The organism is Amycolatopsis sp. WAC 04169, from assembly GCF_003947535.1.
GTDB lineage: Bacteria > Actinomycetota > Actinomycetes > Mycobacteriales > Pseudonocardiaceae > Amycolatopsis > Amycolatopsis keratiniphila.
This window is the reverse complement of record NZ_QHJI01000004.1, coordinates 278,760-304,816: the sequence shown is the minus strand read 5'-3', so window position 1 is coordinate 304,816 and position 26,057 is coordinate 278,760. Positions and strand designations below refer to the sequence as shown.

General features: G+C 69.4%; 29 protein-coding genes and 1 pseudogene. 23 read left to right on the top strand and 7 right to left on the bottom strand.

What is annotated here, in order from left to right; all coding sequences use genetic code 11:
* The first annotated feature begins 23 nt into the window (after positions 1-23).
* From DMC61_RS10720 to DMC61_RS10680, 9 genes are all read left to right on the top strand, one after another.
* Positions 24-734, top strand: coding sequence for a helix-turn-helix domain-containing protein (locus DMC61_RS10720; protein WP_125688861.1), 711 nt, complete (start codon positions 24-26; stop codon positions 732-734).
* A 93-nt stretch (positions 735-827) separates the two neighbouring features.
* Positions 828-1,688 carry an NAD(P)-dependent oxidoreductase gene (locus DMC61_RS10715; protein ID WP_125688859.1) on the top strand — a complete coding sequence of 287 codons (861 nt, stop codon included), beginning with the start codon at positions 828-830 and terminating at the stop codon, positions 1,686-1,688.
* Entirely contained in the window at positions 1,685-2,074 is a 390-nt protein-coding gene (locus tag DMC61_RS10710) for a nuclear transport factor 2 family protein (RefSeq protein WP_125688857.1), read from the top strand. Before DMC61_RS10715 ends, DMC61_RS10710 begins: the two co-directional genes overlap by 4 nt.
* A complete protein-coding gene (locus DMC61_RS10705; RefSeq protein ID WP_125688855.1) occupies positions 2,071-3,141 on the top strand; it encodes a maleylacetate reductase in 1,071 nt (356 codons plus the stop codon). Before DMC61_RS10710 ends, DMC61_RS10705 begins: the two co-directional genes overlap by 4 nt.
* Positions 3,138-4,007, top strand: a complete 870-nt coding sequence (locus tag DMC61_RS10700) for an intradiol ring-cleavage dioxygenase (RefSeq protein ID WP_125688853.1) — start codon at positions 3,138-3,140, stop codon at positions 4,005-4,007. Before DMC61_RS10705 ends, DMC61_RS10700 begins: the two co-directional genes overlap by 4 nt.
* An 84-nt stretch (positions 4,008-4,091) precedes the next feature.
* A complete protein-coding gene (locus tag DMC61_RS10695; protein ID WP_125688851.1) occupies positions 4,092-5,303 on the top strand; it encodes an MFS transporter in 1,212 nt (403 codons plus the stop codon).
* Positions 5,300-6,352: a zinc-binding dehydrogenase gene (locus DMC61_RS10690; RefSeq protein ID WP_233594759.1), complete on the top strand. Its 1,053-nt coding sequence runs from the start codon at positions 5,300-5,302 to the stop codon at positions 6,350-6,352. Before DMC61_RS10695 ends, DMC61_RS10690 begins: the two co-directional genes overlap by 4 nt.
* 96 nt (positions 6,353-6,448) lie before the next feature.
* The gene (locus DMC61_RS10685; RefSeq protein ID WP_016333355.1) at positions 6,449-6,919 is read left to right on the top strand and encodes a carboxymuconolactone decarboxylase family protein; all 471 of its coding nucleotides are present in this window, start codon (positions 6,449-6,451) and stop codon (positions 6,917-6,919) included.
* Positions 6,916-7,350, top strand: a complete 435-nt coding sequence (locus DMC61_RS10680; protein WP_063271171.1) for an ester cyclase — start codon at positions 6,916-6,918, stop codon at positions 7,348-7,350. The genes DMC61_RS10685 and DMC61_RS10680 overlap by 4 nt, the downstream gene beginning before the upstream one ends.
* A 3-nt stretch (positions 7,351-7,353) precedes the next feature.
* On the opposite strand, the gene sigJ is transcribed toward DMC61_RS10680, so the two are convergent.
* The 4 genes from sigJ to DMC61_RS10660 all read right to left on the bottom strand — a co-directional run bounded on the left by sigJ (position 7,354) and on the right by DMC61_RS10660 (position 10,715).
* Positions 7,354-8,265, bottom strand: coding sequence for an RNA polymerase sigma factor SigJ (gene sigJ / locus DMC61_RS10675; RefSeq protein WP_125688849.1), 912 nt, complete (start codon positions 8,263-8,265; stop codon positions 7,354-7,356).
* A 249-nt stretch (positions 8,266-8,514) separates the two neighbouring features.
* The gene (locus tag DMC61_RS10670) at positions 8,515-9,333 is read right to left on the bottom strand and encodes an RNA ligase family protein (RefSeq protein WP_233594758.1); all 819 of its coding nucleotides are present in this window, start codon (positions 9,331-9,333) and stop codon (positions 8,515-8,517) included.
* A 105-nt stretch (positions 9,334-9,438) separates the two neighbouring features.
* Positions 9,439-10,014, bottom strand: a complete 576-nt coding sequence (locus DMC61_RS10665) for an ankyrin repeat domain-containing protein (protein WP_125688847.1) — start codon at positions 10,012-10,014, stop codon at positions 9,439-9,441.
* A gap of 149 nt (positions 10,015-10,163) precedes the next feature.
* Positions 10,164-10,715 (bottom strand): heme-binding protein, encoded by a 552-nt coding sequence (locus tag DMC61_RS10660; RefSeq protein ID WP_125688845.1) that lies wholly within the window; start codon positions 10,713-10,715, stop codon positions 10,164-10,166.
* A gap of 186 nt (positions 10,716-10,901) precedes the next feature.
* On the opposite strand from DMC61_RS10660, the gene DMC61_RS10655 reads away from it, so the two are divergent.
* Both DMC61_RS10655 and DMC61_RS10650 read left to right on the top strand, forming a co-directional pair.
* Positions 10,902-12,071: a sensor histidine kinase gene (locus tag DMC61_RS10655; RefSeq protein ID WP_125688843.1), complete on the top strand. Its 1,170-nt coding sequence runs from the start codon at positions 10,902-10,904 to the stop codon at positions 12,069-12,071.
* Positions 12,068-12,694, top strand: coding sequence for a response regulator transcription factor (locus DMC61_RS10650; protein WP_016333361.1), 627 nt, complete (start codon positions 12,068-12,070; stop codon positions 12,692-12,694). The genes DMC61_RS10655 and DMC61_RS10650 overlap by 4 nt, the downstream gene beginning before the upstream one ends.
* Positions 12,695-12,706: 12 nt before the next feature.
* On the opposite strand, the gene DMC61_RS10645 is transcribed toward DMC61_RS10650, so the two are convergent.
* Positions 12,707-12,964, bottom strand: a complete 258-nt coding sequence (locus DMC61_RS10645) for an aldo/keto reductase (RefSeq protein WP_370456396.1) — start codon at positions 12,962-12,964, stop codon at positions 12,707-12,709.
* On the opposite strand from DMC61_RS10645, the pseudogene DMC61_RS10640 reads away from it, so the two are divergent.
* From DMC61_RS10640 to DMC61_RS10625, 4 genes and pseudogenes are all read left to right on the top strand, one after another.
* Positions 12,953-13,249: pseudogene (locus tag DMC61_RS10640) on the top strand (transcriptional regulator); the annotation flags it as partial. The gene DMC61_RS10645 and the pseudogene DMC61_RS10640 overlap by 12 nt on opposite strands.
* A gap of 190 nt (positions 13,250-13,439) precedes the next feature.
* A complete protein-coding gene (locus DMC61_RS10635) occupies positions 13,440-13,808 on the top strand; it encodes a roadblock/LC7 domain-containing protein (RefSeq protein WP_063271162.1) in 369 nt (122 codons plus the stop codon).
* Positions 13,809-13,833: 25 nt separating this feature from the next.
* The gene (locus tag DMC61_RS10630; protein WP_037345225.1) at positions 13,834-14,205 is read left to right on the top strand and encodes a hypothetical protein; all 372 of its coding nucleotides are present in this window, start codon (positions 13,834-13,836) and stop codon (positions 14,203-14,205) included.
* A 22-nt stretch (positions 14,206-14,227) separates the two neighbouring features.
* Positions 14,228-14,929 (top strand): hypothetical protein, encoded by a 702-nt coding sequence (locus tag DMC61_RS10625; protein WP_125688841.1) that lies wholly within the window; start codon positions 14,228-14,230, stop codon positions 14,927-14,929.
* A gap of 70 nt (positions 14,930-14,999) precedes the next feature.
* Here the strand turns inward: DMC61_RS10625 and DMC61_RS10620 are convergent, their stop codons facing one another.
* Positions 15,000-16,124 carry a S1 family peptidase gene (locus DMC61_RS10620; protein WP_125688839.1) on the bottom strand — a complete coding sequence of 375 codons (1,125 nt, stop codon included), beginning with the start codon at positions 16,122-16,124 and terminating at the stop codon, positions 15,000-15,002.
* Positions 16,125-16,311: 187 nt separating this feature from the next.
* On the opposite strand from DMC61_RS10620, the gene DMC61_RS10615 reads away from it, so the two are divergent.
* From DMC61_RS10615 to DMC61_RS10595, 5 genes are read left to right on the top strand one after another with little or no spacing between them, the layout of a single operon-like run.
* Positions 16,312-17,961, top strand: coding sequence for a fatty acyl-AMP ligase (locus DMC61_RS10615; RefSeq protein WP_125688837.1), 1,650 nt, complete (start codon positions 16,312-16,314; stop codon positions 17,959-17,961).
* On the top strand, positions 17,954-18,217 hold the full coding sequence (locus DMC61_RS10610; RefSeq protein WP_016333369.1) for an acyl carrier protein: 264 nt from the start codon (positions 17,954-17,956) through the stop codon (positions 18,215-18,217). The genes DMC61_RS10615 and DMC61_RS10610 overlap by 8 nt, the downstream gene beginning before the upstream one ends.
* Before the next feature lie 5 nt (positions 18,218-18,222).
* Complete coding sequence (locus tag DMC61_RS10605) at positions 18,223-18,534, top strand: hypothetical protein (protein ID WP_016333370.1); 312 nt, start codon at positions 18,223-18,225, stop codon at positions 18,532-18,534.
* Positions 18,534-21,485 carry a WXG100 family type VII secretion target gene (locus DMC61_RS10600; protein WP_125688835.1) on the top strand — a complete coding sequence of 984 codons (2,952 nt, stop codon included), beginning with the start codon at positions 18,534-18,536 and terminating at the stop codon, positions 21,483-21,485. Before DMC61_RS10605 ends, DMC61_RS10600 begins: the two co-directional genes overlap by 1 nt.
* Before the next feature lie 20 nt (positions 21,486-21,505).
* The gene (locus DMC61_RS10595; protein ID WP_038510952.1) at positions 21,506-21,907 is read left to right on the top strand and encodes a hypothetical protein; all 402 of its coding nucleotides are present in this window, start codon (positions 21,506-21,508) and stop codon (positions 21,905-21,907) included.
* Between the two features lie 10 nt (positions 21,908-21,917).
* On the opposite strand, the gene DMC61_RS10590 is transcribed toward DMC61_RS10595, so the two are convergent.
* Positions 21,918-23,255, bottom strand: coding sequence for a GntP family permease (locus DMC61_RS10590; RefSeq protein WP_125688833.1), 1,338 nt, complete (start codon positions 23,253-23,255; stop codon positions 21,918-21,920).
* 144 nt (positions 23,256-23,399) lie between these two features.
* On the opposite strand from DMC61_RS10590, the gene DMC61_RS10585 reads away from it, so the two are divergent.
* The 3 genes from DMC61_RS10585 (at position 23,400) to DMC61_RS10575 (ending at position 25,922) form a co-directional block, all read left to right on the top strand.
* On the top strand, positions 23,400-24,278 hold the full coding sequence (locus DMC61_RS10585) for a LysR family transcriptional regulator (protein WP_125688831.1): 879 nt from the start codon (positions 23,400-23,402) through the stop codon (positions 24,276-24,278).
* Between the two features lie 68 nt (positions 24,279-24,346).
* Positions 24,347-25,396: a tartrate dehydrogenase gene (locus DMC61_RS10580; RefSeq protein ID WP_125688829.1), complete on the top strand. Its 1,050-nt coding sequence runs from the start codon at positions 24,347-24,349 to the stop codon at positions 25,394-25,396.
* Positions 25,397-25,478: 82 nt separating this feature from the next.
* Positions 25,479-25,922 carry an SRPBCC family protein gene (locus DMC61_RS10575; protein WP_125688827.1) on the top strand — a complete coding sequence of 148 codons (444 nt, stop codon included), beginning with the start codon at positions 25,479-25,481 and terminating at the stop codon, positions 25,920-25,922.
* Positions 25,923-26,057 lie beyond the last annotated feature (135 nt).

Here is a 26,057-nt window from a genome sequence, read left to right as displayed (position 1 = left end):
ACTGAGGTGCAAGGGGGCTCGCGGTGGAGGACAGGATCGGGCCCGCGCTGCGGCAGGCGCGGGAAGAACGCAAGCTGAGCCTGCGCAAGGTGGCGACCGCGGCCGGGATCTCCGCGAGCCTGCTCTCGCAGGTCGAGACCGGCCGGTCGCAGCCTTCGGTGAGCACGCTGTACGCGCTGGTCAGCCACCTCGGCATCTCGCTCGACGAACTGCTCGGCATCGGCGCGCCCGCCGCCCGGGAGCTCCCGGTCGCGCCGACGTCTTCCGGGGTCGTCCAGCGGGCCGCGGACAACCCGGTGCTCGAGATGGCGAACGGTGTCCGGTGGGAGCGGCTGGCCATCGGCGGCCAGACCGACGTCGACGCCCTTCTGGTCACCTACGAGCCCGGTGCCGCCAGTTCGGTCGACCGGAAACTGATGCGTCACAGCGGAACCGAGTACGCCTACCTGTTCTCGGGCGAGCTGACCCTGCTGCTCGACTTCGACCGGCATCTGCTCGCGCCGGGCGACTCGCTGTGTTTCGACTCCACCCGTCCGCATATGTACCTCAATCACGGCACCGAACCCGCGCGCGGCGTGTGGTTCGTGTCCGGCAGGCGGGATCTCGACCACACTCGCGAGTGGGTGGAATCCCAGGTCGGAGGCCTCTCCGGCGAGAATCCGGCGCGGCCGTCGAACGCCGTCGAGGCCTTGGCTCTGCTGGGTGTCCCGCCGGTGAAGGGCGAACGCGGCTGAGCGTTTCTCGTCCGCTGCTACTTGACGACCGCGCTCAAGTGTTCAATATTAGTGAACACTTGAGCAAGGCAAGGGCGACGAAGAGGAGATGCCGTGCTGATCGGATTCGCCGGCCTCGGCCGGATGGGGCTGCCGATGGCCCGCCGGCTCGTACAAGCGGGACATACGGTCCTAGCCCATGATCCGGGGCTCGGCCGGGTCCCGGAGGGTGTCACGGTGGCCGGCTCGGCGGCCGGGCTCGCCGAGGCGGAACTGTCCATCAGCATGCTGCCGGACGGCGCGGCGACGCGGGAACTGGTCCTGACCGGGCTGGCCGGCGCCGGGCGAAATCACCTGCACGTGGTCATGGGCACAGTCGGACCCGCGCTCGTGAAGGAACTGGCCCGCATCGGGCCGGTGGACGTGATCGACGCGCCGGTGTCCGGGAGCGTGTCGATGGCCGAGGCGGCCACGATCACCACCATGGTCGGCGCCACCGCGGAGCAGTTCGATCGGGTCCGCCCGATCCTCGCGGCGATGACGTCGGCACAGTTCCACACCGGTCCCGCCGGGTCGGGGTCCGCGGCGAAACTGGCGGTCAACGCCGTGCTCGCCACCCTCAGCCAGGGCGTCGCCGAGGGTCTGCTCATCGCCGAAGCGGGCGAGCTGGACCTCAAGGTGTTCTACGACGTTTTGCGCGCGAGCGCGGCGGGCGCGCCTTATGTCGGCTACAAGGAGGCGGCGTTCCTGACCCCGGCGTCCGCCGGTGTCGCGGCCCCGATCTCGTTGATCCGCAAGGATCTCGGCCTCGCTCTCGAACTCGCCGCCGGACTCGACCTGCCGGGGGCGGAAGCCGCGTACGCCGTGCTGGACGAGGCGACGGCGACGGGGCACGGCGAAGAGGACATGGCCCAGGTGCTCGCGGCCCTGCGGCTGCGCAACCGGCCGGTGACCAAGGAGGAAGCACTCTCATGACCAGCGGCGACGTCGAATCGACCATCCGCTCTCTCGAAGACGCGCGGTACGAGGCGGTGATCGCGGGCGATTTCGCCGCCTTCGCCGCGCACGCCCATCCCGACCTCGCGTACACCCATTCGAACGCGGTCACCGACACTCTTGAGTCCTATTTGGACAAACTGCGTTCGGGTTTCTACGTCTACCACCGCATCGACCATCCCGTGGACCGGATCACGGTGGCCGGGGACACCGCGGCCGTGGTGGGGGAGATGCACGCCGACATCACCGCGGGCGGGACCCGCAAGACCCTCGCGAACCGGTCTCTGGCCGTGTGGGTTCGTGAGGACGAGCGCTGGTTGCTGCTGGCGTATCAGCCCACCGTCCTGCCGGAGCCCGCCCGATGACCGCCTTCACCTACGACGCGTTGCCCGGACGGGTGGTGTTCGGGCCCGGCGTCGCGCGGACCGGGCTGCTGAACGAGGTCGACGCGTTCGGGGCGACGCGGATCCTGCTCGTCGCGGCGGATTCGGAGACGGATCTGGCGCGCGAACTGTGCGCCCCGTTCGCGGACCGGATCGCGGCCACGTTCTCGGGAGTCCGTCCGCACGTCCCGGTCGAGGTCGCCGAAAGCGCTCGCGCCATGGCGGTGGGAACGGATCTCGTGCTGTGCGTGGGTGGCGGGTCCACGACCGGAACCGCCAAGGCCGTCGCGCTCACCACCGGGCTGCCGATCGTCGCCGTGCCCACCACGTATGCCGGTTCCGAGGTCACCCCGGTGTGGGGGCTGACCGAGGAGAACCGCAAACGCACCGGCACCGACTCGCGGGTGCTGCCGCGGACGGTCGTCTACGATCCCGAGCTCACCCTGACGCTGCCCGTGGACCTGTCCGTCGCGAGTGGACTGAACGCGATGGCGCACTGTGTCGAAGCGTTCTGGGCGCCCCGGCGGAATCCGGTGTCGAGCGCCGTGGCCGAAGACGGGATCCGGCATCTCACCGCCGGACTGCCCGCTGTCGCCGCCGACGCCGGTGACCTCGACGCGCGTACCGAGCTGCTGCTCGGCGCGTATCTCGCCGGCTCGGCCTTCGCCGTGGCGGGATCGGGGCTGCACCACAAGATCTGCCATGTCCTGGGCGGCGCCTTCGACCTCCCGCACGCTCAGACCCACGCGATCGTGCTCCCGTACGTCCTGGCATTCAACGCGGCCGCCGCTCCCGAAGCAGAGTCCCGTATCGCTTCCGCGCTCGGGTCCGCCGACCCCGTCGAGGGGCTGCGGCGGCTCGGCGAAAAGCTCGGTGTGCCTGCCGGTTTGCGGGAACTCGGCTTGCGTGAGGACTACGCCGATGTCGTGCTCGAAGACATCCTCGCGCTCGCTCCCGCCGACAATCCGCGTCCGGTCACCGCCGATGCCCTTGGTGCTCTGCTGCGTGCCGCCTGGGCCGGAACCGATCCCGCGAAGGAGATCCCATGAGCCCCGCTTCGGACCGCGAACAGGCCGTGACCGACGAGGTGCTGGCCAGTTTCGACGGGACTACCGATCCACGGCTGCGGCAGGTCATGCGGAGCCTCGTCCGGCACCTGCACGCCTTCGCCAGGGACGTCCGCCTGAGTGAACAGGAATGGGAGGCGGCCATCGGGTTCCTCACCCGCGCCGGGCATATCACCGACGACCGCCGCCAGGAGTTCATCCTGCTGTCCGACGTTCTCGGCCTGTCCATGCTGACCGTCGCCATCAACGAGCCGAAGGTGCCCGGGGCGACCGAAGCGACGGTGTTCGGCCCCTTCTTCGTCGACGACTCACCGGAGATCCCGCTCGGCGGCGACATCGCGCGCGGCGCGGCCGGGACGCCGTGCCATGTGTCGGGACATGTCCGCGACACCGACGGCACCCCGATCCCGGGTGCGCGGGTGGACGTGTGGGAAGCCGACGAGGACGGTTTCTACGACGTCCAGTACACCGACGACCGCACGGCCGGGCGCGGCTGGCTGCGCACGGGGCCGGGCGGGGAGTACCGGTTCTGGTCGGTCCTGCCCGCGCCCTACCCGATCCCGCACGACGGTCCCGTCGGCGATCTGCTGAAGGCGGCGGGCCGGGGGCCCATGCGGCCCGCGCATCTGCATTTCAAGGTCACCGCGCCGGGGCATCGGACGCTGATCACGCATATCTTCCTCGACGGCGACCCGTACCTGGACAGCGACGCCGTGTTCGGCGTCAAGGAAGGTCTCGTCGTGGAGAGCGGGAAGCACCACGGCGGCACCGCCCCCGACGGCTCCCGGCCCGAAGGCGAATGGGCGAGCCTGACCTTCGATCTCGTCCTCGTCGCCGAGCCGGCCTGACCCCTCGTTTTCCCCGTCCGGCGGCCCCTTCGCGGTGGCCGTCCGGTTCCCCCTGCCCGGAAAACCTCACTGTGGAGGTGCAAGATGCGAAGTACCCGATGGATCGTGTTGGGCGGGTGTTTCCTCGCGTATCTGTTCGACGCGCTGGAGATCGTCCTGCTGTCGTTGTCGCTTCCGGCGATCCGGCACGACATGGGCCTGTCCGCGACCCAAGCGGGTCTCCTCGCGACCGCGACGTTGCTGGGCATCGGGGTCAGCAGCGTCGCGGGCGGTTATGTGGCGGACAACTTCGGCCGCAAGAAGGCGCTGATCGCGTCGCTGGTCGTCTTCGGGGTGTTCACCGCGGCCTTGGCGGTCGTGCCGAACTTCGCCGTGTTCCTGATCCTGCGGTTCCTCGCCGGGATCGGGCTCGGCGCGGTGTGGAGCGTCGTGTCGGCCTACGTGGTCGAGACCTGGCCTTCGCGGCATCGGGGGCGCGCCGCCGCGTTCGTGATCAGTGCCTTCCCCGCCGGAGGAGCGCTCGCCGCGGTGGTGTCCGGGCAGTTCCTGCCCGACTGGCGGCTGATGTTCCTCGTCGCCGGAACCGCGGTGGTCATGCCCGTGCTCGTGGTGCTGGTCTTCTTCCGCGAGTCGGCCGACTGGGTCGCGCACAAGGTGCAGCGCACCGACCACGCGGTCACCGTGCGGGATGTGCTGAGCGGATCGCTGCGCCGGACCACCTTGCTGGGCACCCTGATGGCCGCGCTGGCGCTCACCGGTTACTGGGGCGCGACGACCTGGTTGCCGACCTATCTCACCGCCGAACGCGGCCTCCCCGCGGGCGACGTCGCCTTGTTCGTGACGATCCTGAACCTGGGAATGTTCTTGGGATACAACGGTTTCGGCATGCTCGCCGATCGGGTCGGCCGCCGGCGGACGATCATCCTGACCCTGCTCGGTGTCGCGCTCACGCTGCCCGTCTACGCCTTCACCACCCATCAGGCGAGTCTGTTGTGGCTCGGCCCGCTGTTCGGTGCGTTCACCGCCTTCTTCGGCATCTTCGGCTCCTATCTCGGCGAACTGTTCCCCACGCGGGCTCGCGCGACCGGCGCGGGATTCTGCTTCAACGTGGGCCGCGGCATCTCCGCCTTCGCGCCCTTCGGTCTGGCCGGGCTCGCGGGCGTCGTCGGGTTCAGCGGCGGGCTGCTCGTGTGCGCCGGTTTCTTCGCACTGGCCGCGCTGGCGACGTTGCTGCTGCCGCGAACCGGCGCCCAAGAACCCGTCGCCGACCGGCTCGAAGTCGAGGCCGGCACATGAGCACGACCATGAAAGCCGCCGTGTACCACGGAACCCGCGACCTCCGGATCGAGCGGGTCCCGATCCCGGAACCCCGCGCGGGCGAGGTGCTCGTCGCCGTCCGGCGCAGCGGGATCTGCGGCACCGACGCGACCGAGTGGGCCGCCGGGCCGGTGCTGGTGCCACTGCACCGGCGGCATCCGGCCAGCGGCCACGTCGGGCCGATGATCCCCGGCCACGAGTTCGTCGGCGAGGTCGTCGACGGCCGTGCCGGACTGCCCGCGGGCACGCTCGTCGCGGCGGGCGCCGGAGTCTGGTGTGGACAGTGCGATCGCTGCGCGCTGGGCCGTACCAACATCTGCCGCGCCTACTACACCCTCGGCCTGAACGCGCCGGGCGGCCTCGCCGAGTACGTCGCGGCACCCGTCAAGACGGTGAGGCCGATTCCCGACGGGCTCCCGCTCGACGCGGCGGGAATGGCGCAACCGCTGGCGGTCGGCCTGCACGCCGCCCGCCGCGCGGGGGTCCGTGACGGCGACTCGGTCGTGGTCATCGGCGCCGGCGCGATCGGCACCTTCGTCCTGGCCGGTCTCGGGCATCTCCGCCGAGCCGACGTCACCGTGATCGACCTCCCCGGAACCAAACTCGAACGCGCTTTGAAGCTGGGCGCGAATCGCACGCTCTCCGCGCGCGAGGACGTCGTCGACGCGGTCTTGGAGAGCACCGCGGGCCGGGGCGCCGACGTGGTGATCGAGGCGAGTGGCGCGCCCGGGCAGTTCGAGACCGCGCTGAGGATGGTGGCCACCGGCGGCCGCGTGCTGGCCGTCGGCCTGCCCAAGGAAAAGCCCGCCGTGGACCTGTTCGCGCTCACCCTGCGCGAAATCACCGTCGATTCGACCGTGGCTCACGTCTGCGACGAGGACCTGGGGCCGGCACTGGAGATCCTGTCCGAAGGCACGCTCGGCCCGCTGATGCTCCACTCCGTGATCGAGTTGGACGACTTGGTCGGCCGAGGCCTCGAACCGCTCGCCGGTGGACAGGTCGACGGCAAGATCCTGGTCGCGTTCTGAGGACCCCGGTGACCTCGGCGAAGATCCCCGGCCTCACATTTCGCGCGGCCGCGTCGTCGGTAGGGCAGAAACATCCACTACCGCAAGGAGAACGCGATGAACGCCCGGCTCGACTACTTCGCCAACCCGGTCGGCGGAAAATTCATGAGGCCCCTGATCTCGGCGGGAAGGGGGCTGGCCGACTCGCCCCTGTCGCTCACGATCCAGGAGCTGGTCCGGATGCGCGCGAGCCAGATCAACGGCTGCGCGGTATGCCTGGACATCCACACCAAGGAAGCCGCCGCCGCGGGCGAAACGGACGTGCGGATCAACCTGGTCGCCGTCTGGCGTGAGGCGTCCGTCTTCAGCGAGGCCGAACGCGCCGCGCTGGAGGTGACCGAGCAGGCCTGCCGCATGGCCGACGGCGGCGGAGTCACCGATGAGGCGTGGGCGAACGCCGCCAAGCATTTCGACGAGGACCAGCTCGCCGCGCTGGTGGGGGTGATCTCGCTGATCAACGCCTTCAACCGGGTGAACGCCATCGTCCAGAACCCCGGCGGCGACTACCAGGTGGGGCAGTTCGCATGACCGTCACCGAGACGGCACGCAACCGGGCGGCGTTCAGCCGCTTCCACGAGGCGACCAACACCGGCGACTTGGCCCTCATCGAGAAGACGATCGACGAGGTCGTCGCGCCGGACGTGGTGTTCCACGCGCCGGTCCCGATGGAGACGACCGGAGCGCAGGCACTGAAACAGGTGTGGACAGTGCTGCTTCGCGCGTTCCCCGACGTGCGGGTCACGGCCGAGGACGTGCTCGCCGACGGGGACAGGATCGTCTGCCGGAACGTCGTCACCGGCACCCACCAAGGCGAGTACCGAGGACTGCCCGCCACCGGGAAGACCGTTTCCTACAACGAGATCTTCATCCTCCGCTTCGCCGGAGGGCGGGTCGCCGAGATCTGGGGTGTGGTGGACGTGCTCACCCAGCTACGGCAACTCGGCGCCCTCGCGGCGTAGCGGTCAGGCTCCGGACCAGGAACGGAGCTTCTCCGGATTCCGCACCCCCCAGATGTGCTGGATGCGGTCTCCGGAGACGTGGAACGCGAAGACGGCGACGGTCTGTCCTGCCTGTTCGAGCACGAGGCCGGGCAGGCCGTTGACGTCCCGCTCCACCAGATCGAGTCCGGACGTCCACTGCGCCAACGTGATGAGATAGGAGGCGACCTCGTCGCTCCCTTCGAACGGATGCAGTGCCGCCCTGACGACGCCACCGCCGTCGCTGGCCGCCTTCACATCGGGATCGAGGAGACCGATGAGCGCTTGGATGTCCTTGGCTTCCCAAGCTTTCTTGAATTCCCTGACGAGATCGGCCTGGGTGGCGACCGGGGCGGGCGCGACGCGCGTCGCACGGATACGGCGGCGTGCCGAGGACGCCAGCTGACGGCAGGCGGCCGGGCTGCGGCCGACGATCTCCGCGACCTCGGCGAAGGCGTAACGGAACACGTCGTGCAGGACGAACGCGACCCGCTCGGCCGGGGTCAGCGACTCGAGCACGACGAGGAACGCCATGTTGATCGACTCGTCGAGAGTGATCCGATCGGCCGGGTCGACGGCGGACGGCCGCCCGGTCGCCCACTCGACGTGTCCCGGCAGCGGCTCGGGAAGCCACTCGCCGACATAGCGTTCCCTCCGCGCGCGTGCCGACCCCAGGAGGTCCAGGCATATCCGGCTGGCGACCGTCGTCAGCCAGGCTCCCGGGGACTCGATCGCTTCCCGCTGCGCGGGGGACAAGGCGTACCAACGGGTGTAGGTCTCCTGCACCACGTCCTCGGCCTCGGAAAGGGAACCGATCAGGCGATACGCGAGCCCGATCAGCTGACGCCGCTCACTCACGATCGCCTTGAGTCCCGGGTCGAGCGTTGGTTCGTTCATGGGTTCCGCCCCCTGGTCGCGTGTGGTGTCCCGGGTACGACGAGACACCGGCGCCGGATGTGAGGTCACCTCCGGCGCCGGCGGGCTAGGCCGTGTCCTGCAAGTCATGTTCGCGGTCTTCGCGCCCAGGCGGTCCCTGACGGCACGGGCGGGCTCGGCCGAGTACGACCCGGTACGAGGCCGACCCGCCCGCACCGCCAGGAACCACCTGGATCACGAAGCCCATCGAACAGACTTACAGGACACGGCCTAGGCCGTCACCGCGCGGGGGAAGTCCTTGCGCTTGATCTTGGCCCGGCGGCCGTCCGGATGGTGGAAGACGACGCCCTCCGCCACGTGCCCTGGCGAGAACCGGCTGTCCAGCGTTTCGAGGAAGTCCCGCAGTTCGTGGTAGCTGCGCGGTACTTCGGGCAACGACGGCGCCTGGAGATCGAACGGGACGCACCGGTGCTCTTCCAGCCCGAGGGGATTGCCCTGGATACGAGGGCCGAGCGCTTCGCTCGGATGCTCCCCGTCCGGCCACTCGGACACGTCGGTGTTCCCGGCCGCCGCGAGGATCCACTTGTCGTCGGCGGATTCGCTGTCGGTGTCGACGTACCAGCCGTCCACAATGCCCTGCTGTTTCTGCGCCTTGCTCGGGTTGCGGCGCCGCTCGACCCGGACCAGCTGCCCCGAGCGCACGGTCAGCCGGACGTTGGTGCCGTCGAGTTTCTCGGTTCCCACCCCCGCGCCGTCGAATACCCAGGCGCACTCGGCGCGAGGCCTGTCGACGACGTGGAAGCGCTCGTCTCGCTCGAAAAGCGTGGGGATCTTCTCCATGACCTTCTTGCCTTTCACGACGTGCCCGATGAGTTCCTCAGGAGTGATGACACCGGCGGTCAGCCCGCCGGCGAGCGCCCGTATCAGCTCCGCCACGGAAACGTCGGCTTCGACGGCCACGTGCTTCAGCGCCCTCTTTTCCTCAGGGGAGATCCACGCGACCAGCCGTGACCACCCTTCAGGAGGCGTCCATCGGGCCAGTGCCGCCGGGTCCTTGCGCGGCCTGCCCCGTCCTCGTGCCTGCTCCACGGCTGAACCGTAGCCAGCCGTGGAGGCTTGTGTCAATTGGCATAACAGAAAATAACCACTAGGTCAGGACCTTGATCAGCACCGTCGTGAACCGTCCCGCCGGAGTCAGCGCGCCCCGGCTTCGCCGAGGATCCGGGCGACGGCCGTCTGTCCCTTGGCCCGGGCGTGGGCGAGCGGAGTGACGCCCTGCTTGTCGGCGAGGTTCACGTCGGCGCCCGCGGCGACGAGGGCGCGGACCACTTCCTGGTGGCGCGGCCCGCCGTCGCCGAGGACGACCGCCTCCAGCAGCGCGGTCCAGCCGAGGTCGTTCACGTGGTCGACGTCGATCCCGCTGCCGGCCACCAGCCGCACGTACTCGGCGTGCCCGCGTTCGGAGGCGGGGATCAGCGAGACGCCGCCGTACCGGTTGGTGATGGTCAGGTCCGGCTTGGCCTGGAGCAGCAGCTTCGCCATCGGGACACTGCCGGTGACCCCGGTGACCAGCCACGGTGTGTCGTGCCGACCGTCGAGCGCGTTCGGGTCGGCGCCCGCCTTGACGAGGATCTCGGCCACTTCGAGCCGGTCTTCGGTGACGGCGACGAGCAACGGGGTCCGGCCGCGATCGTCACGGGTCTCCAGGTCGGCGCCGGCTTCGACGGCCTGCCGGACCCGGTTCGGGTCGGCTTCGAAGAGTTGGCTCACGGGGACTCCTTGTCGGGGCGGCTGGGACGAAGCGGGTGGCGTGGTCGGGGTGCCCGGTGCCGTCGGGGGTGGTGCGCTCGGTGCCTGCAGGGAGCAGGCACCGAGCACGAGGGCGGCGAGCAGAGCCACGATCGCCCGCTCACCGATCATCAGCGAAGTTCCCCGATGGCGCGCAGCCCGGCCGCGGCGAACTTCTCGTCGAGGTCGCCGCTGGGCGCGCCACCGACGCCGATCCCGGCGATCGGGCCGCCGTTCGCGGCGACCGGCACACCGCCGCCGAGGAAGAGCGTGCCCGGGATGTCGCGGATGGTCGGACCGTCGCCCTGGGCGTTCTTGGCCAGCGCGGAGGTCGGCTGCCCGAAGGAGACCGCGGTGAAGGCCTTCCGCTTGGCGGACTCTTCGGTCTGCGGCCCGGCGCCGTCGCCCTTGAGCAGGACGCGGACGTCTCCCGACCGGTCGATCACGGCGACGGTGACCCGCTGGCCCTCCTTCTCGGCGGCGTCCAGCGCGGCCTGCGCGGCACGGGTGGCGGCGTCGACGCCGAGCACGCTGGTCTGCACGACGGCCTGCGCGGCGGCGGGCTGCTGCGGCTTGCGGTCCTGCTGTGCCTGCGCCGCGCCCACGCCGGTGGCCAGCGCGACGGTCGCGAGGCCGGCCGTCATACCCAGGACGAGACGAGTGCGGGGGAGCTTGGCGTTCATCGGATTTCCTTTGCGGTGAGGGGGTGTTTCGTTCTCCCTCGACTTTCCCGTCCGGCGGGCCGGGGCGAATCGGGCGAGCGGATATCCGTCGGGCGCCGAGCGGTCGGTGCGGGCATCAACCGAACGATTGATGCGGAGCACCCCGCCTCCCCGCATACGATCATCGGCGAGGAAGGGAGGGCCGGAATGAAACCGCATCTGGGCGAGACCACCGGGCTGAACGCCGCGATGCACGCCGGGTTCTTCCTGCTGCTCGCCGCGTCCGTGGCACGGTTCGTCGCGGGGCACGGATTGAGCGGTGCCACCCCGCTGATCCTCGTGCTCACCGGCGCGCTCGCGCTGGTCTACGTGGCGGGTGTGCTGAGCTGGGAGGCGCTCGACCGGTGGCGTCCTTTGTGGCTGACGGCGGTGATCGCTGTCTGGCTGGCCCTGGTGGTGGCCGCGCCGAGTTTCGCCTGGTGCGCCGTGCCCCTGTTCTTCGTCTGCCTGCAGATGCTGCGCCCGCGGATGATGATCGCGGTGGTCGTGATCCTCACCGTCGCGACCATCCTCGCCCAGCTGAGGATCGCGGACGGATTCGACCCGAGCATCGTGCTCGCGCCCATCGCGGTCGCGCTGATGGCCACGATGACGTTCCTGCAACTCGACCGGGACCGGCTCGAACTGGGTCAGACCGTCGGGGAGCTCCTGCGCACCAGGATCGACCTCGCCGAGAGCCAGCGAGTGGCCGGGATGGTTGAGGAACGGGAACGACTGGCGCGAGAGATCCACGACGTCCTCGCGCAGGGGCTTTCGAGTTTGCGGATCCTGCTGCAAGCGGCGCAGCGGTCGTGGGAAACGGATCCGGAACTGGCCAAGGCCCACGTGTCCCGTGCCGTCGAAGCGGCGGGGGACAACCTCGACGAAGCGCGCCGGTTCGTCAAAGGCCTCGGGTCCCCGCGGCTGGAGAGCACCGACCTCGACGAGACCCTGCGGGCACTCGCCGAGCAGGTCGGGTTCGCCGTCACGCACCCGGTGCGTTTCGAGATCAGCGGGGATCCGTATCCCTTGGAATCCGAGGTCGAGGCATGTCTGCTCCGGGTCGCGCAGAGCGCGTTGGCGAACGTCAGCGAGCATGCCAGGGCGACGAAGGCAGCCGTCACGCTGACCTATCTGGCCGACAAGGTCGTCCTCGACATCCGGGACGACGGAGTCGGCTTCGCTCCGGATTCGACCCGCGCGAGCGGCTTGCGGGGGAACGGGTTGCGGATGATCGGTGAGCGGGTCGCCGAACTCGGTGGTGAGATGGTCGTCGAGAGCGCGCCGGGAGAGGGCACCGCGCTCGCCGTCGCGGTGCCCATCAGGGAGGTTCGATGACCGTCCAGGTGCTGATCGTCGACGACCATCCGGTGGTGCGGGCGGGTATCGCCGCGTTGCTGGCCGGCGAGCCCGGCTTCGAGGTGATCGGCGAGTGCGCGAGCGCCGAAGAGGCCGTGCGGTTCGCGTCCGCCCGGAAGCCGGACGTCGTGCTGATGGACCTACAGCTCGGCGACGGCCCGGACGGCGTGAGCGCCACCGAACGCCTGACCGCCCTGCCGGATCCGCCGAAGGTGCTGGTGCTCACCACCTACGACGCCGAACTGGACATCACCAGGGCGGTGGCCGCCGGCGCCACCGGCTACCTGCTCAAGGCGGGGCCGCCCGAGGACCTCTTCAAGGGCATTCACGCGGCCGCGCGTGGAGAGACCGCGCTGGCGCCGCAGGTCGCGGCCCGGCTCTTCGGGCATATGCGGGCCCCGGCACCCGCGCTGAGCCCTCGTGAGACCGAGATCGTGCAGTTGGTGGCGGAAGGGTTGATCAACCGGCAGATCGCCGCGCGCCTGTTCATCTCCGAAGCCACGGTGAAGACCCACCTCGTCCACATCTACGACAAACTCGGCGTCGACAGCCGTGCCGGTGCGGTGGCCGTCGCCACGGAACGGAGGATCATCCGCAACTGACCGCGGCGAGGATCAGCGGCGTGGTTCGATCGTCATGTCGCCGCGGGTCAGCGCGAGGATCGATTCCCTGGCGAGAATTTCGTGCGGATAGCCGAGTTCGATCGCGGAGGCCTCATCGAGGCGAGCTAAGTGCGAAGCGGTGAGCTCGACTTCCAGTGCGCCGAGGTTGTCCTCCAGCTGCCCGGTGGTGCGGGCGCCGATGATCGGAGCCGTCACACCCGGGTTTCGCAGGGTCCATGCCAGCCCGACCTGGGCGGGGGCATCGCGCATCTGCGCGCCGCCTGGGCCGCGCATCCGGACGATCAGGCCCTGACCGAGCTGATCACCGAATTCACCGCCGACGAGGAATTCGCGCGGCTGTGGGCGAAACGTGACGTCAAGGTCAACGGCCGCGGGCGCAAGGTGATGCGGCATCCCGAGGCGGGTGTGGTCGAACTGGACTACGAGGTGCTCACGCCGCTCGAGGATCAGGACCAGCGCCTGGTGATCTACCGCGCCATGACCGAGGAAAGCCGCTCGGCACTGGACCGGTTGTTCGCCCTTCCCCGGCGGTAGGCGATTCGCGTACCACGCCGATTTCAGGTGTCGACGGTACGAAGAAACCCATGACCTGGTGTGTACACGGAAGGTGTTTGAGCCGATCGCGTGATGCCCGTAAAAGGGCTGTCCGGCGCATAGGTGACCGCTGATTTCGGTGGTACGGTCCATCGCGGTCGAAAAACCTTTCAAAAAGAGAGTACGGGTAGTGGATTTCGACGCACTGATCGCCGAATTGCGGACCCTGCGGGAAAATGTCGCCGGAGTGACCGACACGGTGATAGCCGCTGTCGACGGAATACCGATCGTCGCCGACGCGGCGAAGGACATCGACCCCGCGGAGGTTTCCGCGCTCGCCGCCGCGAATCTCGGGATCGCGCGCCAGGCGGCCGAAGTGACGGGCAAGGGCACCCTCCGGCAGACCGTCGTGTTCAGTAGTGACGGCTACATGGCCGTTTACGCCATCGACCGGATGGCACTCATGGTCATCATGGGGGACAAGCGGCTGAATGTCGGCCGCCTTCTTTTCGAATGCCGTCCCGTCATCGACAGGATCAGCTCGATACTGGCCGCTTAGCCGGCAAATCAGGAAAGTGAGTCGGATGAACATCGAAAACGCGCTCAAGGAATGCATGTCGATCGCCGGAGCGGTCGGTGTCGCGCTGGTCGATTACGACAGCGGGATGTCGCTCGGCACCAGCGGGGGAGGTGATTGGCTCAATCTCGAGGTCGCGGCGGCGGGGAACACCGATGTCGTCAGATCGAAGATGCGGGTCATGTCCGCGCTGTCGCTCAACGACAGTATCGAGGACATCCTCATCACGTTGCACCGCCAATACCATCTGATCCGGCTGCTGGATTCCGTGAACGCCAGGAGCTCCCTCTTCCTGTACCTGGTGCTGGACCGGGACCAGGCGAATCTCGCGCTGGCCCGGCACTATCTCAAGCGCGTCGAGACGGAGTTGCAGGTCTGAAGACGAACGGGGGAAGCCGGCGATGACCGGAGTCGCGTCCAGTCACCACGCACTCGTCGCCGGCTCGGCGCTCATCGGCGGTCTCGGCTCGTTGTTCCCGGCGGGGTTGAAGCTCATCGGCGATCGGCTCGAGTTCGTGTTCGTCCTGCCGGACGGCCGCCGCGCCGTGGGCGCCGAACCGTTCGTCGCGGTGAAAGAGCGGATCCGGCAGGTCGATACCGGGATGCCACCGCCGCGGTTCTTCCTCGACACCGGCGGCAGATGGACGCGGCTGCACGTGGAGTTCGCCGGAATCGCGGTCCGGGCGGTGATCGTGCTGCCGGACGAGCTGACGGCCGGGGCGATCAACGCGCCGTTCCTCGGCCGCTGGCAGAACCAGGTGCCCGGTGCCGTGCGGCTCGCGGTGGACGAGTTCGCGCGGATCCTCGTGCGATGCCGTCATCGGGCCGGGGGACCGGAGCCGCTGATCGATTTGGAACTGGGGTATGTGCCCGTCCGGGACTTCGAGGCCGTGTTCGCGCGCGCCCACGAGCCGGTCCGGCCGTTCATCGCGCCGGTCCGGCCGGTGTTCAAGATGCGCTGGCACGCGGTGACACCCGCGCAGCGCAAGGCCTTCACCGGTGACCTGATCGGCGTCAGGCGCCGGGGCCGGTGGCTTCGCCGCAGGCCGGCCGCGACGATCATGGGAGTCGAGGTGGAACTCCCGCCGAGGCACTGGTGCTAAGCCGATCACGTGTCCGTGAAGGCCTCCTTGCCTACCCTGAAGGTAGTGAAGGAGGCCTTCACGTCCCGCGTCAGGCGGTGACGAGCGACAGACCGTAGTTCTGCAGGATCTCGTTCACCGGCTGGAACCAGGTCTCCCCGCCGGAACCGCAGTTGCCCCAGCCGCCGGAGGTGACTCCCTGCGCCTGGTCGCCGGTGATGAAGGAGCCGCCCGAGTCGCCGGGTTCGGCGCAGACGTTGGTGCGGGTCATCTGGTGGACGGCGCCCTGCGAGTAGTTGACCGTCTCGTTGTGCCCCAGCACGGTGCCGCAGTGCCAGTGCGTCGTCGAGCCGGACCGGCACACCGAGGTGCCGACCGGCGCGACCCACGAACCGCGGACGAGCGCGTCGCTCACGGTGCCCCAGCCGAGGACGACCGGTGCGGTCCACCAGCCGTTGCCGATCCGGATGAACGCGTAATCGTTGCCGGGGAAGGAAGAACCGGCGAAGCTGCCCATCGCCGAGCCGTCCCAGCCGACGACCGAACTGCCGGTGCCGCCGCAGTGGCCGGCACTGACGAATCCGCCGTGGACGCTGAACCCGATCGAGCAGCGGGTGTTCCCGTTGATGTAGTACGGGTCGCCGCCGACGGTGCCGGCGGCGAACGGCTCGGCCTTGGGCGCGGTGACCACCGTGACCGGACCGGATTTCCTTGCCCTGGCCAGGAAGTCGTCGACGTCGGAACCGTGTGCGCCCGGCCGCAGCGCGACCACGACGCTGCCGCTGCGCGGATCGGCGCGCCAGCCGCTGACGGCGGCGGGGGCGGGCCGGGTCTTGACCGACGAGTCGATCTCGGCCTTGGCTGAGTCGAGCCGGGCCGCGCTGACCGCGACCGTGGTGGGTTCGGCGCCCGCCGTCCGGACGGCGGACGCCGCCGCGGGATCGGTCACGCCGACGACGAGTGTGCCGCGCGCCGGATCGAACCAGGCGCCGCCGAACGCCGCTCCGGCGGCCCGCTGCGCGTCGGGCAGCACCCGCGAGGCGGTCATTTCCTGGGTAAGCCGGGTCGAGGCCTGCGCGGCGGTGAGCCCCAGGTCCCGCTGCATCGCGGCGAGCAATCCGGGGGACGCCTGCGCGACCGGGGCCAGGGCGGCGGAAGTGAGACTCGCGGTCAGGACGGCGGCGCCGCCGAGTGCCAGGGCGATTCTTCGACGCATGGTTACTCCTCCAAGGCCGGGGGAAAGAAACACACTGCCCGCCGAGTGTGGGGCCGTGGCCGGGGAAAGAGCGAGGAATGTCCGGTCTTCTGTCCGGAATTCCCAAGAGCGAATGCCGTCTACTTAGGACAGTCGGTCGAATGGGCCCTCCGCGCGCACCCGCGCCGGTTCCAGTACGTTGCGGGACATGACCGCGTCGCCGGAGGATGTGCCGGAGCAGGTGCTGCGCACCTCGATCGTCGAGCGGCTGTTCGCCCGTGAGGCCGACCCGCGCCCGCTGTTCACGCACCAGGACCACAGCGCCGGTGTGGACAGCACGGTCACCTGGACGGAGTTCGCCACCCGGGTGCGAGTGGTCGCGGGCGCGCTGCGCCTGGTCACACGCCCGGGTGATCGTGTCGCCGTGCTCACCGGCCAGGACCTCAATTACCCCTTGGCCTTCTTCGGTGCGCTGGCCGCCGGGCTGGTGGCCGTACCGTTGATGGCGCCGGGCAGCGCTTCCCAGCGAGGCAGGCTCACCGGGGTGCTGGCGGACTGCGGCGCAAGGGTTTGGCTGACTTCTTCGGCCGCCGTCGCGAAAGTGCGCGAAGCCGGCGAGCCGGATCACCTGATCGTGGTGGACGAACTCTCCGGACCGGGGATCGATCCGCTCCCTGTCGCGCCGGGAAGCCCCGCATATCTGCAGTACACGTCCGGGTCGACCCGCGAGCCCGCCGGTGCCGTGATCCCGCACCGGGCGGTGGCCGCCGCCTGCTGGCAGGCGAGCCGGGCCTACGCCGTCGACGAGGGTACGACCTGCGTCGGCTGGATCCCGTTCTTCCATGACATGGGCCTGATCCAGCTGCTGTGCCTGCCGGTCCACGCGGGAGCGCGATCGGTGTTCATGTCGCCCGCCGAATTCGTGCATCGCCCCGTGCGCTGGCTGCGTCAGCTCGCCGATCACCCGGCCGTGTTCACCGCCGCGCCGAACTTCGCGTTCGACCTGGCCGTCGAAGCCGCCGAAGAAGCCGGTGAAGACCTCGATCTCTCCGACGTCCGGGTCGCGCTCAACGGCGCCGAGCCGGTCCGGCCGCGGACGGTCGCGCGCTTCCTGGAAACCTTCGGACCACGGGGGTTCCGCGCCGAAGCACACCGTCCGTCCTACGGTCTGGCCGAGGCCACTGTGTACGTCGCGAGTGCGGGCGCGGAAGGGCCGCGCAGCGCGGTGTTCGACAGGGAAACCCTGGCGCAGGGCCAGGCGATCGAGGTGCCGGACGGTCAAGAACTCGTCTCGGTGGGGCGCCCGCTCGGCCAGCGGGTCCGCATCGTCGGCGACGGCGTGGCACGGCCCGACGGTGTCGTCGGGGAGATCTGGATCCACGGGCCGAACGTCGCGTCGGGATACTGGGGCCGTGGCGACGCCGCCGCGTTCGGTGGCGAACTCGAGGGCGTCGGTGGTTGGCTGCGTACGGGTGACCTCGGCGTTTTCCACCGCGGCGATCTCTACATCACCGGCAGGCTCAAGGACCTCATCGTCATCGACGGCCGCAACTTCCACCCGCAGGACATCGAAGCGGTGGCGGGTGAGGCGCACCCGGCGATCCGCCGCGACCGCGTCGCCGCATTCGGCGTCTCGGACGAAAGGGGCGAAGGGGCGATGTTGGTGGCCGAATGGGCAAAGAACGCCGACGCGGATGTCAAAGAAGTGACGAGAGTGGTATTGCGCGCCGTTTCACGGGAACATGATCTGACGTTGCGATCTGTCCGTCTGGTTCCCTCCGGTGACCTTCCGCGCACTTCCAGTGGCAAGGTGGCGCGAGGCGCGGCGAGGGCGCGTTATAGTCGGCCCCGTGGGTGATCACCGCGCGGAGGTCGTGAAGGTCGTCAGTGAGACTTTTCGGCTTGATCCCGCCGAAATCGAGTCCGACGCGCCGCTCGAAGAGCTGGGTATCGACTCCAAGGGACGGATAAGACTCCTGTCGGCGCTGGAGATCTACCACGACGTGAGGATCGACCTGGACCAGCTGGACCGGTTCACCGACATCGGGTCGGTGGCCGAAGTGCTCGAAGAGGCACTCGGCGGTAAAGCCGACGGATCCGACGAAAGGCGCTGAAAAGAATGAGCGGGGGCTTCACCGCGGCGACCGATGCGCTTTCATCGGCGTCGAAGAACATCGGAAAGCTGACGGAGCAGTTGCTCGAAGACAATCCGGATCTGTCGAGCACTCCGGTGAACGCGGCCGGTTTCGGCCAGGCGCACGGCGACCACGCGAAGAAGTACACCGACGGGGTGGCGGCGTTGTGGGCCTCGGTCCAGGGGTACAGCACCACGCTCGGCTCGTTCGGCACGAACCTCGGCACCGCGGGCACCGCGTACGGCACCAACGAGGACGAGCAGAAGAACAAGATCACCAAGACGGGGATGCGCTAGTGGCGACCAAGACCACCTGGACCGACGTCAAGGCCGTCCTCGACGACCCGGCCGTTCCCGCCGAGCAGAAGACCAAGCTCATCGGCTCGTGGATGCGGACGCATCCGGCGCCCCCGCCGTGGACGGCGGACCAGGAGCCGGAGGAGATCAAGCAGAAGCGCAAGGAAGCCGAGAAGTACGCGGCGTCCTACAACGCCCTTCCGTTCCTGCCCTACGACGACGACCTCGACAAGGTCTACAACAGCGCGAAGGGCGCGGGGGATCAGGCCAGCTTCAACCGGAAGGCGGAGACGAAGGCCGTCGACGAGGGCAACAAGAAACTCGACGCCACCAAGGAACCCACCGCCGAGGGCGCGGGGACCAAGACGTCGGACGAGATCTTCGACGCCGCCGCACCGGCGCTCAAGGTCTTCGAAACCTTCGGCTCCCTGCTGGCGAAGCTCCCGGAGGACTGCCGGGGCACCACCCGCGCGCTCGATTTCGAGAAGGACATCAAGAAACCGTTCGACGAGCAGCGCGGCATCAACTTCCAGAACTTCGTCGACGACGCCGCCCACTTCAAGACCGGCTCGAAGACCGTCCAGAAGACCATCGACGACACCGGTTCGCAGCTGAACACCCTCTACGGGACGTGGACCGGCAAGGCCGCGGACGCCTCGTCGGACAACTACAACGAGAAGATCCTTCCCAAGGCCACGAAACTCTCGCAGACGCTGAACAACGCGAGCGAAGCGACGCTGCACACCAGCGCAACGGTGTTCAAGCTGTGCAAGGGAAAGGCCGACACGGTCATCGATCTCTACAAGGAGATCGTCGGCAAGGCGGACTTCCCGATGGCGCAGAAGGTCGTCGCCATCGCCGCCGGTGAGAAGAGCGGCAAGGAGGACCTCGGCGCGATCGCGGGCTGGATGGACGTCAACTTCGGCTCCAACCTGGTCCAGCAGCTGAACAACGACGGCTGCTGCGACGACGACGAGTTCAAGAAGCAGGGCCAGAACCTCGCCAAGCAGTGGATCCAGCGGCAATTCATCCCCGAGATGTGGACCATCATCTACGAGGGCTTCGTCAAGTCCTGCAAGGACACCAAGGAGTTCGTCGACCAGGCCTACGACGAACTCGACAAGGTGATGGGCAAGGTCAAGAACGAGTTCGAAGGCGCGGGCGACCAGGGCGGTGCCGGCGGTGCGGGCGGGCCCGGTGGCACGGGCGGCGGGCCTGGCGGCACTGGTGGCGGACCCGGTGGCCAAGGGCCGGACTTCACCGGTGGTCAGGGTGGTTCCGGCGGTGGCCCCGGTGGTTCGGGCACCGGTGGACCCGGCGGTGAGACCGGTGGCGGGCCTGGTGGTTCGGGCAAGGGCCCGGACTTCACCGGCGGCACCGGTGGTGGGCCGGGCGGCGGTTCGGAGGGTGGCACGGGCGGCGGTCCGGGTGGCGGCCCCGGATCGGGTGGTTCCGGTCCGGGCGGTGGCACCGGCCCGTCGGCGCAGAAGCCCCCGCCGGTCCCGGACGTGAACATCCCCGAGAGTGGAGGATCGCCCGGCGGCGGTCCGGGCGGTGGACCCGACGAGAAGAAGGACCAGACGTCGCCCTCGGGCTCGGTCCCGCCGCCGTCGAATGGCGATGAGCAGAAGGCCGCCGCCGAAGAGGCGAAGAAGCAGGCGGCGGCCGCCGCCGAGAACGCGAAGAAGCAGGCTTCCGAGGCGCTGGGCAAACTCGGCGACGGTCCGACCGGTGGCGATCTCGGCGGTTCCGGCGGTTCCGGCCCGGGTGGCGGTGGTCCCGGCGGCGGTGGCAACACGGACGCCGCGGCCGACGCCAAGGCAGCGGCCGAGAAGGCCACTGAAGAAGCGAAGAAGCAAGCCTCCGACGCGCTGAACAAGCTGGGTGACGCCCCTGGCGGCATGGGCGACGGCGATGCCAAGGACGGCGACTCGAAGGATGCCGAGAAGTCCGCGGACGAGGCGAAGAAGAAGGCTTCGGACGCCTTGGACAAGCTCGGCGAAGAGCTGCCCGGTGAAGGCGGCGACAAGCTGACCGGTGACAAACCCGGTGAGGACGGCGACAAGGCCGAGGACGGCGAACGCGAGACCCTCAAGGTCAAGCAGGGCGACAAGACCTTCGAGATGACCGAGCCGGACAAAGACGGCGAGATGGAGATCAAGGTCGGGGACGGTTCCGGGCCCGCCAAGGACTTCAAGCTCGACTGGACCGGCGATGGCGACGAGTCCAAGCTGGGCTCCACTCCCGGTTCGGAAGACGGGAAGCCGGACAAGGACGGTGTCCATCGTCCGGGGCCGGACGGCAAGATCCATATCCAGGACGGCGATGTGAAGATCACCGCCGAGCGTCCCGACGGTCCGTCCGGGCCGACGGTCGTCACCGTCGACGACGGCACCGGCAAGCCGACCACGTACACCCTCGGCGAGGACAAACCGGCCACGGACAAGGCATCGCACCCGGCGACTCCCGTCACCGGGACGGTGCAGCCCGACGCCAAGCCGGCGTTCACCCCGCATCACGGTGGTGGCGGGACCGTCCCCGACGGGATCCGCGGCGGTGACATCGGCGGCGGTTCCGGTGGTGGCGGCGGTTTCGGCGGCGGCGGAGGTGCGTCGGCTCCGTCGATGCCCTTCGAATCCGCGAGCCCGGCGGCCGGCCAGCCGCTGACCGAAGGCGTGCACACCGGTGGCGGGACACAGCAGCCGCAGCACGTGGCCGCGAGCGCCCCGTCGGCTCCGATGAGCGGCACGACGGGCCAGTCGTTCGGCGGCGCGATGCCCCCGATGGGCATGGGTGCCGGCGGCGCGGGCGGCCAGGGCGGCGACCAGGAACGGACCAACCGCGCGTACCGGATCGAGGGCGAGGTGTTCGACCGGATCAACGAACCCACCGGCCGGATCACCGGTTCGTTGCTGGACGATGAGGATCAGTCGGTCACCCGCAAGCGGTGAGCCGGGGCAGGGGAGAACAGATGAGCGCCGAGGACACCGCCGCCATGAGGGCGACCCTGGACGGTCTCGTCCGTGAGCAGTCTGAGCGCCGGGCGCTGCGGGATCAGCGTGCCGACGAGATCAAGGCCAGCTCGCAGGAGTTCATGACCAAACAGGTCCAGACCGCTCAGCGGTACGTCGAGCATCGGCGGGAACTGGGGCAGCGCAAGACGAAGTCCGGTTGGAGCACCGACCGGTCGCACGCGCAGCCGGGCAACACGTCGGCGTTCGAAGACGACTCCGTGGACATGGCGGCTCCGTTCGGCTCGGAGCCGCCTCCCGTCCCTACCGGACGGGACACGCCCCGGCGTGCTCCTCGCGCCCGCCCGGCACCGGCCGACGACGAGGACGACGCCTTCCTCAACAACCGTTGGCGTGACTGACTTCCCGCCGTCAGACGACGAGGCCGAGCACCAGCACGAGCGGGAGCGAGATCACCGACGCCAGTGACATGGCGACGGTGTGGGTCTTGAACGTGCCCCGGGTGCTCAGCCCGAGCAGGGACTGGAACATCCAGAAGAAGTTGCTGCTCACGTGGGGGAGGAACAGCGCGCCGGAGCAGGCGGCGAGGGCGACCAGCACCACCGGGACACCGAGTGAGCCCGCGATCGGCGCGAGGATGCCCGCCGCGGTGATCGCGGAGATCGAGATGGATCCCATCGCGATGTGCAGGACGGCGGCGATCAGCCAGACGAGTACCAGGGGCGGCAGGAAACCGGTGCCGAACGAACTCGCCAGCACGTCGCGCAGTCCTGATTTGCCGATCACTTCGGCGACCGAGCCGGAAAGCCCGGACAGCACGAGGATGGGGCCGGCCAGCGCGAGCGCCTTGCCGACGGCCGCGTTGACTTCGGCCGAGGGAAGGACGCGCCGGGCTAGCAACTGCGCGAGGCCGGCGCCGATCGCCATCGCGATCACCGGCTCGCTCAGCAGCGAGACCGGTCCCAGCGGGAAGCGGAAGGCGTCCGCGAGCGCGCCGAGGGCGAGCAACGACAAGGTCAGCAGTACCGGCGAGACGGACAGCGACAGGGGAAGTTGCCGGGAGGCGGTGACGGTGACCGCTGTTTCGCCGCCGGTATCGGCCTTGAGCTCGTCGGCGGCCGGATTCCACCGGAGCGCCCGGCGCAGCAGCACGGTGAAGACGAGCGTCGTGAGCACCGCGGTCGGGAGGCCGACCGCCAGCCCGAACAGGAACATCTCGCCGAGCGGCACCCGGAGAAGTCCCGCGACGGCCAGCGCGGCCACCCCGGGGACGACGAACACGAGCCCGACCTCGATCCCCGCGGTCAGCGCGCCGCCCATGAGCGCGACACCGCGCGGGCCCAGCCTGCCGCCGAGGCGCCGGGCCAGCGGCGCGGTGAGCACCAGGACCACGTCGGAGTAGATCGACGTGAACACGGTCGACAGGGAGACCGCGAACACCATCGGCACCCGCTTCTCCCCGAAGACAGCCAAGAGCCGTTCGAGGACGCGATGCAGGGTGTTCGTGGCCGTGAGCAGCGAACCGATGACGACCCCGAAGGTGATGAGCATGCCGATCTCGGCCATCACGTCGCCGAATCCGGTGGCGAGGGCTTCGGTCGTGCCGTCCACCCCGAGCCCCGTGGCGAGCCCCAGATAGGTCGCGCCGATCAGCAGGCCGAAGATCGGCGGCGTCTTGAGCCAGGTGATCATCACGACGATGCCCACGATGGCGATACCGGTGTGGGCAAGGAGCCAGGCATCGGACACGGCGCCCTCCTCGGAACTCGCGGCGGGACGGCGCCGGTGCCGACCCTCGTAGCGACCCAGTAAGCCCTTCGGGTGGCTCGCGGGTCCAAGACCGGGTAGCTGGCAAGCTGATAGGCCTCGACTATCGACCGCGAGGAGACCGGAGTGGATGCCCGTCAGCTGAAGTACTTCCTGGCCGTCGTCGACGCCGGAAGCGTCCACCGGGCCGCTGAGCAGCTTTTCGTCGCCCAGCCGTCGGTCTCCCAGTCGTTGCGCACGCTCGAACGGGACCTCGGGAGTCTCCTGTTCCACCGGACCGGCCGTCGCCTGGTGCTGACCGCGGCGGGGCACGCGCTCGTGGCGCCCGCGCGGGAGGTCATGCGCGGGCTGCAGCTCGCCAGGGCGACGGTCGAGGCCGTCGACGGTCTTCTCGGCGGGGAACTGGTCATCGCCTCGATGCCGTCGCAGTCGGTCAGCCCGCTCACCGACCTGATCGCCGCCTTCGCCGCCGCCAACCCGCTGGTACGGATCTCCGTCCGCGCGGCGAGCACCCCCGCCGGCGTCGGGAAGATGCTCACCACCGGCGATGCCGAACTCGGCGTGGTGGCGGCGTCGCCGACGGCCGAGGAGTTGCCCGGACTCGAGGCATCGCATCTGGAGACCCAGCGCTTCGCCTTGCTGGCCCGCGACGAGGCGGCGCTTCCCGCCGCGGACCCGGTCCGGCCCGCCGACCTCGCCGGTGCCGCGCTCATCGTCGGCCAGCAGGGCACGGGGATGCGCCGCGTGGCGGACGCCGTGCTCCGTGAAGCCCCCGGCAGCCGGTTCGCCGTCGAGGTGGAACATCGGGAAGCCGTGCTGCCGCTCGTCCTCGCCGGGGTCGGCATCGCGGTGGTCAGCGATTCCTGGCGTGCGCTGGCGAAAGCGGCGGGCGCGTCCGTCCGAGCGCTCGATTGCCCCGATTCGCTGGCGGTGTCGCTGGTGCATCGGCCGGGGCGGCTGAGTCCTGCGGCGGCGGCCTTCCGCGATCTGGCGGTCGGCCGATAGGCGCAGCCTTTCAACCCGGCAGCAACTGGGTCTTGGACGCGCGGCCCGCTTCACCGTCAACTGGACCCATGACCAGTTATCGCATCGCGCTCATCCCCGGCGACGGCATTGGCGCCGAGGTGCTGCCGCCCGCCCAGGCGGTGCTCACCGCCGTCGGCGAACGGCACGGGATCGAATTCCGTTACGACTCCTTCGACTGGTCCTGCGAGCGCTACCTCGCCGAGGGCGCGATGATGCCGTCCGACGGGCTCGACCGGATCCGGCGGCACGACGCCATCCTGCTGGGCGCGGTCGGCTGGCCGGGGGTGCCGGACCACGTGTCGCTGTGGGGGCTGCTGATCCCCATCCGGCGCGGTTTCCGGCAGTACGTCAACCTGCGGCCGGTCAAGGTGCTCGACGGGGTGCCGAGCCCGCTGCGCGGCGCCGGGGACGTCGATCTCGTCGTGGTCCGCGAGAACGTCGAGGGCGAGTATTCAGAGATCGGCGGCCGGCTCGGCCGGGGCACCGAAGACGAACTGGCCGTGCAGGAGGCGGTGTTCACCCGCAAGGGGGTCACGCGCGTCGTCGAGTACGCCTACGAACTGGCCAAGACCCGCCGGAACCACGTGACTTCGGCGACCAAGAGCAACGGGATCGTCCACACGATGCCGTTCTGGGACGAATTGGTGGAGGAGGTGGCGGGGCGGCATCAGGACGTGCGTACCGGGAAGGAACACATCGACGCGCTCGCCGCGAAACTCGTCCTGGCGCCGGAACGGTTCGACGTGATCGTCGGTTCCAACCTCTTCGGCGACATCCTGAGCGACCTCGCGGCCGCGGTGGCCGGGAGTATCGGGGTCGCCCCGGCGGCGAACCTCAACCCGGAGCGGGAGTTCCCGTCGATGTTCGAACCGGTGCACGGCTCCGCCCCCGACATCGCCGGACAGGGCAAGGCGAACCCGCTGGGTGCCTTGTGGTCCGCGGCCATGATGCTCGACCATCTGGGACACCCCGAAGCGAGTGGGGAACTGCTGGCCGCCGCTTTCGGCGCGCTGGCCGACGGCATCAGCACCGCCGACCTCGGCGGGACGGCCGACACCGCCGGGTACACGCGGGCGGTGCTGGACCGGGTGGGCTGAGCGCGTCCGGGTTTGCCCTTGCCACCGCAGGGTATCCGGCTCGGGTGAGGCGAGGCTGGCCGGATGCAGGGCGGGATGGTTCATGGTCGACGTGAAGATGACGGTAGACACTTCTCCCGAGCGCGTGTTCGAGGTGCTCGCCGACGGGTGGACCTACGCCGCCTGGGTGGTGGGCGCCTCCCATATCCGTGACGTGGACGAGGGCTGGCCCGCGCGGGGAACGCGCATCCATCACTGCGTCGGGTCCTGGCCCGTACTGCTCGACGACGTCACAAAGGTGCTCGTCGTCGATCCGCCACGCCTGCTCGAACTCGAGGCTCGGGCTTGGCCGTTCGGCACCGCCCGGATCCGGTTGGAACTGCGGGAAGCCGAGCCGGGGACCACGGAGATCCTGATGTCCGAGCACGCGACCCGCGGGCCGGGCCGGGTGCTGCCGGAGGCGGCGCAGGCGCTCTTCCTGGTGCCTCGGAACCGGGAATCCTTGCGGCGGCTCGCGGATCTCGCGAAGGGGCGCGCGGCGGTCTGAGATCGTGTCGCGAAAGCCACTTTCGGGACATCACACGTCCCGAAAGTGGCTTTCGCGACGTGTGGCCATATGGGGGGCGCATCGAGCCTGCGTCGGAGCGGGCGACCATTTCAGCTCCCGTTGCGAAAGCCACTT